12 protein-coding genes are annotated in these 12,968 nt (G+C 47.3%); 8 read left to right on the forward strand and 4 right to left on the reverse strand.

Translation table 11 applies throughout. The features are described from left to right. Positions 1–265: 265 nt before the first annotated feature. From JGK11_RS04550 to JGK11_RS04560, 3 genes are all read left to right on the forward strand, one after another. A complete protein-coding gene (locus JGK11_RS04550) occupies positions 266–1,876 on the forward strand; it encodes a glucose-6-phosphate isomerase (protein WP_293190590.1) in 1,611 nt (536 codons plus the stop codon). Between the two features lie 340 nt (positions 1,877–2,216). Continuing rightward, positions 2,217–2,957: a response regulator transcription factor gene (locus JGK11_RS04555; RefSeq protein ID WP_293178935.1), complete on the forward strand. Its 741-nt coding sequence runs from the start codon at positions 2,217–2,219 to the stop codon at positions 2,955–2,957. A gap of 69 nt (positions 2,958–3,026) precedes the next feature. Then, positions 3,027–3,188 carry a hypothetical protein gene (locus tag JGK11_RS04560; RefSeq protein WP_293190589.1) on the forward strand — a complete coding sequence of 54 codons (162 nt, stop codon included), beginning with the start codon at positions 3,027–3,029 and terminating at the stop codon, positions 3,186–3,188. Here the strand turns inward: JGK11_RS04560 and JGK11_RS04565 are convergent. The 4 genes from JGK11_RS04565 to murC form a co-directional block, all read right to left on the reverse strand. Continuing rightward, positions 3,185–3,694 carry a low molecular weight protein-tyrosine-phosphatase gene (locus tag JGK11_RS04565; protein WP_293206021.1) on the reverse strand — a complete coding sequence of 170 codons (510 nt, stop codon included), beginning with the start codon at positions 3,692–3,694 and terminating at the stop codon, positions 3,185–3,187. The two genes, JGK11_RS04560 and JGK11_RS04565, sit on opposite strands and share 4 nt — an antisense overlap. Positions 3,695–3,885: 191 nt before the next feature. Further along, the gene (locus JGK11_RS04570; protein WP_293178926.1) at positions 3,886–4,236 is read right to left on the reverse strand and encodes a YbaB/EbfC family nucleoid-associated protein; all 351 of its coding nucleotides are present in this window, start codon (positions 4,234–4,236) and stop codon (positions 3,886–3,888) included. Positions 4,237–4,298: 62 nt separating this feature from the next. Further along, positions 4,299–5,255, reverse strand: coding sequence for a UDP-N-acetylmuramate dehydrogenase (gene murB, locus JGK11_RS04575; RefSeq protein WP_293178923.1), 957 nt, complete (start codon positions 5,253–5,255; stop codon positions 4,299–4,301). A gap of 150 nt (positions 5,256–5,405) precedes the next feature. After that, the gene (murC, locus tag JGK11_RS04580; RefSeq protein WP_293190588.1) at positions 5,406–6,962 is read right to left on the reverse strand and encodes a UDP-N-acetylmuramate--L-alanine ligase; all 1,557 of its coding nucleotides are present in this window, start codon (positions 6,960–6,962) and stop codon (positions 5,406–5,408) included. A 749-nt stretch (positions 6,963–7,711) separates the two neighbouring features. On the opposite strand from murC, the gene nadD reads away from it, so the two are divergent. The 5 genes from nadD to JGK11_RS04605 all read left to right on the forward strand — a co-directional run bounded on the left by nadD (position 7,712) and on the right by JGK11_RS04605 (position 12,940). Further along, on the forward strand, positions 7,712–8,440 hold the full coding sequence (nadD, locus tag JGK11_RS04585) for a nicotinate (nicotinamide) nucleotide adenylyltransferase (protein WP_293210729.1): 729 nt from the start codon (positions 7,712–7,714) through the stop codon (positions 8,438–8,440). A gap of 172 nt (positions 8,441–8,612) precedes the next feature. Further along, a complete protein-coding gene (locus tag JGK11_RS04590) occupies positions 8,613–9,632 on the forward strand; it encodes a type I glyceraldehyde-3-phosphate dehydrogenase (RefSeq protein ID WP_293178915.1) in 1,020 nt (339 codons plus the stop codon). A gap of 602 nt (positions 9,633–10,234) precedes the next feature. Next, a complete protein-coding gene (locus JGK11_RS04595; protein ID WP_293210731.1) occupies positions 10,235–11,188 on the forward strand; it encodes a GDP-mannose 4,6-dehydratase in 954 nt (317 codons plus the stop codon). Positions 11,189–11,210: 22 nt separating this feature from the next. Further along, positions 11,211–11,453, forward strand: a complete 243-nt coding sequence (locus JGK11_RS04600) for a DUF5678 domain-containing protein (RefSeq protein WP_293210733.1) — start codon at positions 11,211–11,213, stop codon at positions 11,451–11,453. Positions 11,454–12,001: 548 nt separating this feature from the next. Next, entirely contained in the window at positions 12,002–12,940 is a 939-nt protein-coding gene (locus JGK11_RS04605) for an NAD(P)-dependent oxidoreductase (RefSeq protein WP_293210735.1), read from the forward strand. The last annotated feature ends 28 nt before the right edge of the window (positions 12,941–12,968 follow it).

Here is a 12,968-nt window from a genome sequence, read left to right on the forward strand (position 1 = left end):
TTCTGCCAGACTCTTCTGCCTGTCGGAGGGTTTCGCCTTCAGACGAGTCATGCTTAAATTTATTGGGATTCTGCAAAAGCCATACATAATACCATTTTTCTTTCCTATGTGCTATGGATGAAGTCTTAGCCCCCTCTTAATAAGGGGGGGTTGGGGGGGTAATATCTAGCACTACTTTATGAAATTGGTATAACATCGTTTTAAACTACAATTGGTTGATTCCCGACTAGCCCGATCGAACATTATAAGAATCGTAGAGAATTATATGGACGCCGCAGCACTCTGGCAACGCTATCAAGACTGGCTTTACTATCACTCTGGATTGGGACTTTATCTCGATATCAGCCGGATGGGATTCGACGACGATGCGGTAGCAGCACTGAAGCCCAAATTTGACAAAGCTTTCAAAGATATGACAGCTTTGGAAGCAGGCGCGATCGCCAATCCCGACGAAAACCGCATGGTGGGCCACTACTGGCTGCGAAACCCCGATTTAGCTCCCACTCCAGAATTAAAACAAGAAATAGTCGAAGGCATATCACAAGTCGAAGAATTTGTCAAAAAAGTTCAAAGTCGCGATATTAAACCGCCATTTGCTCCGCAATTTACCGATATTATCTCGATCGGCATTGGCGGTTCTGCCCTCGGGCCTCAATTCGTCGCCGAAGCCCTATCCCCAGACATTCCACCCCTAGCAATTCATTTTATTGACAACACAGATCCGGCTGGGATCGATCGCATCCTCAACAAAATCAAAGACAAACTCAGCAGCACCTTAGTAATTACTATCTCCAAATCCGGCGGCACCCCCGAACCCCGCAACGGCATGATCGAAGTTCAAAAAGCCTTCGCAGCCCAAAAACTCGACTTCGCCAAACAGGCAATTGCCATCACCGGCACAGACAGCCAACTCGACAAATTAGCCAAATCACAAGGCTGGATTGCCAGCTTCCCCATGTCAGACTGGGTGGGAGGACGCACTTCGGAACTCTCAGCAGTCGGACTTTTGCCAGCAGCTTTGCAAGGCATCGACATTCGAGCGATGCTCGATGGCGCTAAAGTCATGGACGAAGCTACCAGAATTCCCGACATTAAAAACAATCCCGCTGCCCTTTTAGCCCTGTCCTGGTATTTTGCCTGCAACGGACGCGGCGAGAAAGACATGGTAGTTTTGCCTTACAAAGATTCCCTGCTATTGTTCAGCCGCTATTTGCAGCAATTAGTCATGGAATCGATCGGCAAAGAAAAAGATTTAGACGGCAACACAGTTTATCAAGGAATCTCAGTCTACGGCAACAAAGGCAGCACCGACCAACACGCCTACGTCCAGCAACTCCGAGAAGGCGTGCCGAATTTCTTCCTAACATTTATCGAAGTTTTGGAAGACAGGCAAGGAATTTCTCCAGAAGTAGAACCGGGCGTCACCTCGGGAGATTATTTATCTGGTTTGTTGCAGGGAACTCGACAAGCTTTGTACGAAAATCATCGAGATTCAATCACCGTCACAATTACAAAAGTCAACCCTCGGACAGTAGGAGCATTAATCGCCCTCTACGAAAGAGCCGTAGGTTTTTACGGTTCCTTGGTAAATGTCAATGCCTATCACCAGCCAGGGGTTGAAGCCGGTAAAAAAGCGGCCGCTGCTGTGTTGGATTTGCAGCAACTGGTGCTGCAAGTCATCAAAGACGCTCCAACACCTCTGTCTGTATCAGAAATAGCAAAAAAAGCAGGAAGACCAGAGCAAATCGAGACAATTTACAAAACTCTGCGGCATTTGGCAGCCAACGGGCGCGGCGTAGCTTTGCAGGGAACATTAGCGCAACCTGGTACTTTAACTGCAACTTATCAGAGAGATGGGTCTAAAACCCCTTCTTGAGTGGCCGGCTTTTCGCCATTGTTCAGTAAAATAACAAATCCATCTTCACAAATGAATATGGTAAAATAAACACATCAGACAAGATTAAAAAACCAACCCCCTGCCGGTGGGAAAGTCTACGCCCAAAACATTTTGAGGAGACATGACTACGCACTTAAGCGTGTAAACGTAGTCAGCGAAAGGAACCTTAACAAAAGGGATATTTTGACAGAAATGTCTTAAGAATCCCGGTACCTTGATATTCGGGGAGTGTCAACAACAGAATTAAACAGTAGAATTAAAAATTAAAAGTGAAATTAATCACTTTTAATTTTTAATGTTTAATTTTTAATGTCCGCCCATGCCCTTGACGATTCTGGTTGCTGACGACGATTTCGCGACGCGCTTGTCGATTACCGATTATCTGGAAATTACGGGATACTCTGTAATCGCTGCTGAGAACGGCAAAGATGCTTTAGGCTTGGTAGAGGAATTTCAGCCACATTTGATTGTTACCGACATTACAATGCCCGAGATGGATGGCTACGAATTCGTGCGTCGAGTTCGGACTCGTCCCGCCTTCCGATTGCTACCGGTGATTTTTTTGACGGAACGGACGAGTACGCAGGAACGGATTCGCGGCTATCAGATGGGGTGCGACAATTTTCTGGCTAAGCCTTTTGAACTCCCGGAATTGGGCGCGGTAATTCGCTCTTTGCTCGATCGCTACGCTCTAATTGCTCAGGCACCGTCTCGTTCCCCCGAACCCGAACAGATGCCAACAGCGACAGGTATCATCGCCAATGACCAGCCTCAAACTGATTTTTTAACTCAAAAACCAGAAACGCGCGATTCTTTACGGGATAGCTCGTTCGCGCGGGTATATGGCAGTGGCGATGCTCCGAATTTGACGCAACGAGAGCAGGAAGTGCTAGATTTGCTGACAGAAGGTCTTTCTAATATTCAAATCGGCGATCGGCTCCACCTCAGTCCTCGCACCATCGAAAAGCACGTCAGCAGCTTGTTCAGAAAAACTGAAAGCAACAACCGGGCAGAACTGGTTCGCTTTGCGATGGAACACCATTTGGTCGGTAATTGGTAATTGTTCAGTTGACAGTTGACAGTTGACAATTGACAGCGACCTCTACCTAGAAGGAAGAGGATTTGAGTAATGAATAGTCTGATTTTAATTTCTCCCGAAAAAGCTTGGGGCTTTCAACCAATTCTTTCTGGTATGGCGGTTCTCAAGCGTAGTGAGGTATGCCTGCGTGCCCACGGAGCCCAGTGCGTACCTCATAGGGGAGATCGAAATGCTATAATTGGTAATTGTTAATTGGTAATTGGTAATTGGTAATTGTTAATTGTTAATTGTTCCTGACTGATAACGTATTCCAACAAACCCTCCGAAGCGTCCAGCAGTAAATCAATTACCCGATCGAATCCCTCCGGCCCACCGTAGTAAGGATCGGGAACTTCCTTCAAGTCGTGCGATCGGCAAAAATCGCACATCAAGCGCACTTTATCTTTATATTTTCCCGCAGTATCAACAGCAAGAATATTGCGATAATTGTCGCGATCCATCGCCAAAATCAAATCAAAATTTTCAAAATCTTTCCTGTTAAATTGGCGGGCTTCGCCTAACAATTCAATCTTGCGCTTCCTCGCCGCCAACGCCATGCGGTTGTCAGGGGGGCTGCCAATGTGATACCCGCCAGTTCCGGCTGAATCGCAGGTGATGCGATCGCTCAAACCAGCTTGTTTAATTAAGTGATTCATAATATTTTCTGCTGAGGGCGATCGGCAGATATTTCCGAGGCAGACAAACAATAATTTAGTCATTAGTTATTAGTCATTAGTTATTAGTTATTAGTTATTAGTCATTAGTCATTAGCGCTGTCCCCGCTCGCGAACGTTATTAGTCATTAGTCATTTGTTGCTCGCTTGGGGCTGCTAATAACCAATAACCAATAACATTAGTCAACAGTCAACTAATGACTAATGACTGATGACTAATGACTGATGACTAATGACTAGCCGAACCCAGGGAGATTCAGTCCGCCGGTCAGTTCTTCCATTTTCTCCCGCATCGTTGCCGTAGACTTAGTGTAGGCATCCTGCATCGCCACCGTGACGAGTTCAGAAACCACATCAGCACCTTCACCGATCGCATCCGGTGAGATTTCGACGCGGCGGGGTTCTTGGTTGCCGCTGAGAAAAACCTTAACCAAGCCGCCGCCGGCAGTTCCCTCAATTTCCATTACATCCAACTCTTCTTGGAGCTTTTTAGCTCCTTCTTGAACCTGCTGAGCTTTTTTGAAAGCTTCAGTCAGTTCTTTCATTTTGCCCAGGCCGAAGCCAAATCCTTGTCCTGATTTTGTCATAACTACTTTGTGATGATGTGTGCGCTGGCAGTCTGCCGTTTCCGTATTACTTCAATCATGCCTTAGAAGGGGAACTCTCCCAGTATTCTAACTTCTGGCTCCAACAACAGCGACCACCGCTGCTCGACTTGCTGTTGAACGTGGCGGATCACTTGAAAAATATCATTGGCCGTTGCTGACCCGCAGTTAAGAATAAAATTAGCATGGCGCTGAGCTACTTGCGCGCCACCGATCTGGTATCCCTTCAGTCCCGCTTGTTCGATTAACCAGCCTGCTGCCTTGGGGCTGGGGTTGCGGAAAACAGAGCCGCAGCTAGGCAGGTGGTAGGGTTGACTCGTCCGCCGCTGGCTGAAATTGTTATTAGTTTCTGCCATGACTTGCGATCGATCGAATCCCGGCTGCAACTGGAAAGTCGCTTCTGTTACCAGTCGATCGCCCCCTTGCAACACTGAAGTCCGGTAACGATAGCCCAAAGCTTCTGGTGTGAGAATTTCCACCTTACCATTAGGGGATAGCAGGCGAGCGTTGACTAGAATATCAGCAGCACAGCCCCTGTGAGCGCCTGCATTCATCACCACAGCGCCTCCCACAGTGCCCGGTATGCCAACTGCCCATTCCAGGCCTTTCCAGCCCCGCTTAGCCGCCAACCAAGCGAGGCGGGGGATTGACTCCCCCGCCCCGGCTGTAACTTGACCTGTTTCTGCATTAAAGTTTACCTGTTTCAGGTAGCGAGTGGCGACGACCAAACCGGACAAACCCCGATCGCTCACCAACAAATTAGAACCCGCGCCTAGGAGAGTCACCGGTATCCCTTCATCGTGCGCCCAGGCAAAACTCGCTTGCAAAGCCTCCAGACTGCGGGGAGCGACGTACCACTCAGCCGGGCCGCCGACTCGGAAAGAAGTCAGACCCGCCAAAGAAACTTGAGAATTAATTTTACAGTCAGTTCCCCGCAAAGAAATAGGAGAATACACTCGCCGATTTTCCTTCACACAGGAGTCATTCGATATAGTCACCATCTTGAAAATCCTTAAAAATACATTCGCTTGAAGAGGTGGTAGCAAATTCTGTTTGCGTAACTTATGCGACTGTTTTGAGAGAGTCGCCAGACAGCAGTGTCGGTACAACCTGCACCGCCATCATGTCGATCGACTTGGGGCGGGCGAGAGCTAATCCGGGCGATCGGCTTGTTGATAAAAAGCCATCACCTCTGGAATAATCTGATTCAGATTGCCAGCACCCAAAAACAGAGCCAAATCCCCCGGTTGCAGATTTTCGGTTAAAAACTTACTTACCGACTCCAGAGAAGATTGAAACTCAACCTCTCGGCCTTCTTTAGCAATCAAATCAGCAACCTGCTGCCCGCTAATCTCTCCTAAATTCGGTTCCCCAGCACTATAAATATCGCAAGCGACAACCAAATCTGCATCCCCAAAAGATTGAGCAAATTCTGGCAAAAATGTCAGAGTTCGGCTGTAACGGTGCGGTTGAAAAATAGCAACTACTCTTCGGGATTTGGAATTCTTTTCGTTACCTTCGATGCGTAAGCGAGCAGCGGCCAAGGTAACGCGAATTTCGCTGGGATGGTGGGCGTAGTCGTCCACAAACAGGATGTCATTGTGAAAACCCCGCACTTCAAAACGGCGGCGAGCGCCTTCAAAGCCAGCAATCGATGAAGCGATCGCCGAAAACTCCAACCCCAACAATCGACCAACTGCTACGGCTGCTAGTGAATTGCTAAGATTGTGTTTGCCCAACAACTTCAACTCCATTTCCCCCAGGAAAGCTCCTCGCTCCCAAATGCCAGCCTTGGTGCTGGCGGCGCCGTATTCCACATCGGAAACCGTGTAGTCAGCACCGCTGTCCGGATTCAAGCTGTAGCTGACATTCGGTGCAAGGCAGTCTTTGACGATTTCGTCGTCAATGCAGCCCACCAACGTTTGACAGTTTTTGGCAAACACTTTAAATGTGTCTATTACCTGTTCGAGGGTATCGTAATGGTCTGGATGATCCAGTTCCACATTCGTCACTATGCCAATTTTGGCTGCGAGCTTGACGAGGGAACCGTCGGATTCATCAGCCTCGGCGACCAAGTAGGGGCCTTCCCCTAAACGGGCATTCCCTTCCCAAGCATTTACCTCGCCTCCTACCACGATCGTCGGATCCAGACCCGCAGCCATCAGCATAAAGCCGATTAAGCTGCTAGTGGTAGTTTTGCCGTGAGTCCCTGCTACGGCTATGCTTTGGTAATCTTGAATTAACGCTGCCAACACATCCGATCGATGAAAAATCGGACATTCCAAATCTAGGGCAGCTCGATATTCGGCATTTGCCGGGTGAATTGCCGTCGAACATACTACTTGAGGCAATCCCACAATTGCTTGGGGGCCAGAACCCTTGCCGTTCAATTTGAGAGATTCGGCTGTCGCCACGGAAGTCCCTACCGTGCCAGCGACTGCCGAGGATACGGCCTTTTCGGCTGCCCCGCGATCGGGACTGCTACCGTTGAGGGCCGTTTGAAATATTTCAAAATTGCTGGCGTCTTGACGCCAAAAAATGTGAGCTCCCATTTCTTGCAAGCGCTCGGTTATGTGACTCGATTTAATATCGGAGCCGTACACAGGCAACTTGCGTTTCGCTAGAATGTAGGCAAGGGCTGACATCCCAATTCCACCAATGCCGATGAAATGAAATGGTCTCCCGCTGAAATCAACAGAACTCGGCATCTTCGCTCCTCACACACCACACCACGCCAATAACACGCGATATCATATCAAGAATTGTTTTTTCAGGATACAGTTCGCTAGAGATTTTGTACAAAATTCTCTGCGCGTCCCTAGAATTGTGGGACTTGTAGAGATGTTTGTCTTGTATCCTATATGACTTAGTACCGAGTAGTTTTCCGGAACAGTCACAGCTCGAAAATTGCAGGTCAGAGAGAATGGGGTCTGGGGTCGGGGCTAACTGACTAATTGTGGGCGGTTGCATATCTCCTGCATTCTTTCTCTTTCTACCCGCCTGCTGTGCTGGGATACGGCAGCAAAAGCCCCACAACCTTTGTACGAAGATTGAGGGTAAAACCCATCAGGATTTACAAACACTACCACGTATCACAAAAGTTCGCTCATTTTCTAGTTATTTATCTGCGGGTACGGTCATTTTTTCCTGAAAATCAGAGATTGACTCGATCGCCACCACAGTAGTTTCTCACATATTTGTATACATTTTCTCACTTAATAAAGGTACGTTGTTGGGCTTCAGCCCTCTTACGCTCTTTTATACATTACATCAAGGTACAGCCCAACAATTTAAATCACAGTCATACCTCACCTATTTGAGAATGAGTTATATACAAAATATACATTCGATCGCAACCGTCAAACAGTGACTGAGCTTAGTGGTAAAAGCGCACAAACATGAAATTTGGGCGATGTCTGTCTGTATTAATCCTAATTAATCCTAATTTTTGGGAATTATGGGGAAAATAGCGATTTTTGGGGGTACTTTTGACCCGGTGCACTGGGGTCACTTGTTGGTAGCCCAGGCGGCTGCGAGTCAATTTAATCTCGATCGAGTGATTTGGGTACCCGATCGCGCTCCTCCTCACAAGTGGCGATCGGATTTGGCAAGTTTTGATCGGCGGCGCTCCATGCTAGCTCTGGCGCTCGGCGATCGCCCAGACTTCCTACTAGCTCCGTTGGAGGCAAATTCCTCGGGCAGTTCTTTTGCGATCGACACTTTGCTGTATTTGCAAAAAATGTATCCAGGCGATCGGTGGTACTGGATTATTGGCAGCGATGCTTTCAGAACTCTTCCCAAATGGCACCGCTCGGCCGAAATCGGGCGGTTGTGCCACTGGTTGGTGGGCCCGCGTCCGAGTCAGGTAGATCCGCAGACAGCAGAAAGCGGGGAGATAGGGGCAGCATCTGAGTGGGGCGATAGTTTGAGCGATGTGTCCATTGATGCTGACGACAGGATGCAGGTTGAGACAAATGCTGTTTGCTGTAAAGTTGCCGAACAGATGGCTCTGCTAGATGTGGAAATTAGTTGGGAGGTGCTGTCCATGGGCGCGATCGAGATTTCGTCGAGCCACATCCGCCGCTGCTGGGCCCAAAATCGCGAGCTGGGCGACTTAGTACCGGAAGTTGTCGGGAGTTATATTGCGGCCCATCAGCTTTACCAGCAACCAGCAGCCGAAAGCTGAATGCCTTGAGCCTTCGGATTTCTGCCTTCTCAAAAATTTCAGATTTTTTCGATACAGACGAAAAGTTAGAAAGGATCAGCCTTTGCGATATGATCTGGTGTCAGAAGTCAATTATTAAATTTTTCCAAAAATTCAGCCTGAGTTAAGGGCTGCCATCATTAGGAGGTACTAGGTGATTAGAGTCGCGATCAATGGTTTTGGACGTATTGGGCGCAGTTTTACGCGCTGCTTGCTGGGCCGAGAAAATAGCCAGCTTGAGCTGGTAGCAATTAATGACACTTCCGATCCGAAAACTAATGCTCACTTGCTGAGATACGATTCCATGATGGGAACGTTGAAGGGTGTGGACATCAGTACGGATGAAAATTCGATTATTCTCAATGGCAAGACAGTTAAATGCGTGAGCGATCGCAATCCGCTCAACCTGCCTTGGAAAGATTGGGGTATTGATCTGATTATTGAAGCAACCGGCGTCTTCGTTGACCAAGCTGGTGCCTCGAAGCATATCACTGCCGGCGCTAAAAAAGTGCTAATTACTGCTCCCGGTAAGGGGCCAGAAGTTGGCACCTATGTGATGGGAGTCAACCACCACAACTACAAGCACAGTGACTACACTGTCATCAGCAATGCTAGCTGTACTACTAACTGTCTAGCTCCCGTACTGAAAGTGCTTCACGAAAATTTTGGCATCGTCAAAGGCATGATGACCACTACCCACAGCTATACTGGCGACCAGCGCTTGCTGGATGCCAGCCACCGGGATTTGCGACGGGCGCGGGCTGCTGCGATGAATATTGTGCCTACTTCTACTGGTGCTGCTCAAGCTGTGGCTTTGGTGATTCCAGAATTGAAGGGTAAGTTAAATGGCATCGCCATGCGGGTTCCGACTCCTAATGTGTCGGTCGTTGATTTTGTGGCTCAGGTAGAGAAAAAGACTTTTACCGAGCAAGTAAATCAAGTTTTCAAAGAAGCAGCCGAAGGCCCGATGAAGGGGATTTTGGAGTACAACGATTTGCCTCTGGTTTCTTGCGACTATCGCGGAAACGATTCTTCTTCCATCCTGGATTCCAGCTTGACCCTCGTCATGGACGGCGATATGGTAAAGGTGTTGGCTTGGTACGACAACGAGTGGGGCTACAGCCAGCGGGTGGTTGACTTGGCTGAATTGGTCGCCCAACGGTGGGAAGGCTAGTATCTGAAGAAGGCATTGGTCAGTAGGCAAAAGGTAAAAATAACGAATAAAGCAATATTGGTCTACTGTTTGATGCTATAGCCCAGATCCCCCCTAACCCCCCTTAAAAAGGGGGGGACATGAGCCTTCTCTAAAAAAGGGGGGACAAGAGTCTTCTCAAAGTCTCCTTTTTAAGGGGGATTTAGGGGGATCTCGTCTCGGCTATAAGCGAGATTTCAGGACTTACGCACGGGTAGCCAGAAACCGGGTTTTTTCACCCAAATATTTGGTTCAAACCCTTAATATCGGTAAAAAACCCGGTTTCTTTAGTCCTCCGGCGTAAGTCCTGAAATTTGTTTGTAAATCGGACGTACGGTTGAAACCGCGTCTACACTACACAAACGATGTCCGCCGGACGCCGACGGAAAAATAACCGAATTGTAAGTGCCACGTCTTCAACCCACGGAGGTGGGTTTTGTCTGTATAGACGCGGTTTCAACCGCCCGGTCTTCTCTGGTAACTCCTCGAAAAATCCCAAATATTAAAAATAATAAAAATTCTGGCGGTAAAAGTTAAATAACTGGAAAAATAGCAACAGCTACGGTAGTTTTGAAAAAAAATATATGAAAAAAGCGTTAATTTGTGGTATATCAGGTCAGGACGGAGCTTATTTAGCTAAACTGTTGCTCGATCGAGGTTATGAAGTTTGTGGCACCTCCAGGGACGCCCAAATGTCGAGTTTCGGAAACCTTGCCCGTTTGGGCATCCGAGACCAAGTAAAACTAGAATCCATGTCTCTCAACGATTTTCGCAGCGTCTTGCAAGTATTGGCAAAAATTGCACCCGACGAAGTGTACAATCTAGCCGGTCAAAGTTCCGTCGGCCTGTCTTTTGAACAACCCGTAGAAACCCTCGAAAGTATTGCCACAGGTACATTAAATCTGTTAGAAGCAATTCGGTTTACCGGCGGCAAAATTAAACTTTACAATGCCAGTTCGAGCGAATGTTTTGGGGATACCGGAGGTTGTGCAGCGGATGAAAACACGCCCTTTCGCCCCAGAAGTCCTTACGCAGTGGCGAAGGCTACAGCATTTTGGGAAGTAGCAAATTATCGGGAAGCGTACAATTTGTTTGCGTGTTCAGGTATTTTGTTTAATCACGAGTCGCCGCTGCGCCCGGAGAGGTTCGTCACCCAAAAGATTGTATCTGTTGTGTGCCGAATTGCTGCGGGTAGTTCCGAAAAACTGCATTTGGGAAATATTTCAGTGCAGCGGGACTGGGGCTGGGCACCGGAATATGTGGAGGCGATGTATTTGATGTTGCAGCAGGAAGAACCAGATGATTATGTAATTGCTACTGGTGTAAGTTATCCTTTGGAGGAATTTGTGCAGACAGCGTTTGTTGCTGCGGGTTTGGATTGGCGGGAACATTTGGTAACTGATGCGAGTCTCTACAGGCTGACGGATATTGCTCTTGGAATGGGAAATCCGGGTAAGGCAAAAGAAAAGTTGGGATGGGAGGCGAAGTATAAGATGCCGGATGTAGTGCGGATGATGGTGGAGGCGAGGATGGTTTGAGGGAAAATTATGAGGTGAAAATATGGCGGCAGAATATGCAACGGCTAATGAGTGGTATAAGGCCAATCGCCGTGAATTGAAAAAATATCGGGGCCAGTGGATCGCTTATACTAACGAAGGTGTAATTAGTGGCGATGGCGATTATGACAAAATGAAGGACGGGATTCCGGCTGATATACCTAAATTGGGTTTTGCGATCGATCGTATATATGAAAACGAATTTGTTGAACCAGTTCGCTTCCCAGGATTCCACTGTTGTAAATAGAAAGTTGATGATGTTTAAAACTGTGAAACGATGCAAGTAGTTATAGAGTGCGTTTTAGAGCAAGAGCCACTACAGGGTTTGGCTGTGGAATAGCAATTGATGGCTTACCAGTAGGATGGTTTCTTTTTGGTGGCGATCGATATTTACTGTGAGTAAAAATATTTGAACGAACTGTGAGATAATGGTGAGGCTATTTGGAGGGTGTGGGGATGATGGAGGAAGCAAAAAATGGCAATCGCTTTGTTTTGGCTATCCTTGCTGACAAATTAGGAAAGTAGTGCCAAAGTCAAGTGGGATAAGAAGACTGATTTAATTGCGATGGTCGTTGGGATTTTGGATTGTATTTGATAATCCTCAAATCCTGATTATCTGGATAAATGAAATAGGCGATAGGATCAAATGCTTTTGGTTGTAGAGTGACTAAAACAGGAAATAGTAATATATTATTTAAATGAATAACAAACTATTTTTTTAAATTACTGATAAAATCAATAAGCACGCTTTTTTGCGGCAAATACTCTACTATACCTACCTAAAACGAGATCGTAATGACGATAAATGTACTTGTCACAGGTGGCGCTGGCTATTTGGGTTCAGTCCTGTGCGAACACCTACTCGACGCTGGATACCACGTCACAGTCATAGACAGCCTGATGTACGGGCAAAATTCTCTTTTCCACCTTTGCGCCAACCCAGCCTTTGATTTCATAGAGGGAGACGTGCGGAATGAAGACTTGATGCACCGCCTCATCAAAGACGCAGATGTGATCATTCCCCTAGCTGCTATCGTCGGAGCCCCCGCCTGCAAGCGCGACCCGTGGTTGACCACATCAGTAAACTTAGAAGCAGTGCAGCTAATCAACCGTCTGCGGAACCCCCAACAGTTAGTTATATATCCTAACACTAACAGCGGTTACGGTGCTAGTACCGGCGACACTTACTGCACAGAAGATACACCCCTAGAGCCGATTTCTCTATACGGTCAGACAAAAGTCCAAGCAGAATTAGAACTTTTGGAAAGCCCCAACGCTATCACTTTACGCCTAGCTACCGTCTTCGGTACATCTCCCCGGATGCGCCTAGACTTACTGGTAAACCACTTTGTCTACACAGCCATTACAGACGGCTATTTGGTAATCTTTGAAAAAGACTTTAAGCGCAATTACGTCCACATTCGGGACGTAGCTGACTGCATGATTTACTGTATCAAAAATTCTCCGCAAATGGTCGGCCGCCCCTACAACGTCGGACTTGATGAAGCTAACCTATCTAAAGAAGAATTAGCCCTGAAAGTCAAAGAGTATGTGCCGAATTTCTACATTCACTTCGCAGCTATAGGTAGCGACCCCGACAAGCGTAATTACATCGTTTCCAATGAGCGCTTACGGAAAGCTGGCTTTGAAGCCAAGCGCTCCTTAGACGACGGCATCAAAGAACTGCTTAAAGGATACCGTATGATAGGAAGGTCTCCGTTCAAAAATATCTAAGTTTAATGATATTTTGGGTTGAACACTA

The organism is Microcoleus sp. PH2017_34_RAT_O_A, from assembly GCF_020737885.1.
Taxonomy (GTDB): domain Bacteria; phylum Cyanobacteriota; class Cyanobacteriia; order Cyanobacteriales; family Microcoleaceae; genus Microcoleus.

Excerpts from the sequence above, each read along its gene's own strand:
- JGK11_RS04600 (WP_293210733.1), top strand. The coding sequence starts at position 11,211 with ATGGCGGCAGAATATGCAACGGCTAATGAGTGGTATAAGGCCAATCGC.
- JGK11_RS04605 (WP_293210735.1), top strand. The coding sequence starts at position 12,002 with ATGACGATAAATGTACTTGTCACAGGTGGCGCTGGCTATTTGGGTTCA.
- JGK11_RS04550 (WP_293190590.1), top strand. The coding sequence starts at position 266 with ATGGACGCCGCAGCACTCTGGCAACGCTATCAAGACTGGCTTTACTAT.
- JGK11_RS04570 (WP_293178926.1), bottom strand. The coding sequence starts at position 4,236 with ATGACAAAATCAGGACAAGGATTTGGCTTCGGCCTGGGCAAAATGAAA.
- JGK11_RS04560 (WP_293190589.1), top strand. The coding sequence starts at position 3,027 with ATGAATAGTCTGATTTTAATTTCTCCCGAAAAAGCTTGGGGCTTTCAA.
- JGK11_RS04555 (WP_293178935.1), top strand. The coding sequence starts at position 2,217 with ATGCCCTTGACGATTCTGGTTGCTGACGACGATTTCGCGACGCGCTTG.
- murC (WP_293190588.1), bottom strand. The coding sequence starts at position 6,962 with ATGCCGAGTTCTGTTGATTTCAGCGGGAGACCATTTCATTTCATCGGC.
- nadD (WP_293210729.1), top strand. The coding sequence starts at position 7,712 with ATGGGGAAAATAGCGATTTTTGGGGGTACTTTTGACCCGGTGCACTGG.
- murB (WP_293178923.1), bottom strand. The coding sequence starts at position 5,255 with ATGGTGACTATATCGAATGACTCCTGTGTGAAGGAAAATCGGCGAGTG.
- JGK11_RS04565 (WP_293206021.1), bottom strand. The coding sequence starts at position 3,694 with ATGACTAAATTATTGTTTGTCTGCCTCGGAAATATCTGCCGATCGCCC.
- JGK11_RS04595 (WP_293210731.1), top strand. The coding sequence starts at position 10,235 with ATGAAAAAAGCGTTAATTTGTGGTATATCAGGTCAGGACGGAGCTTAT.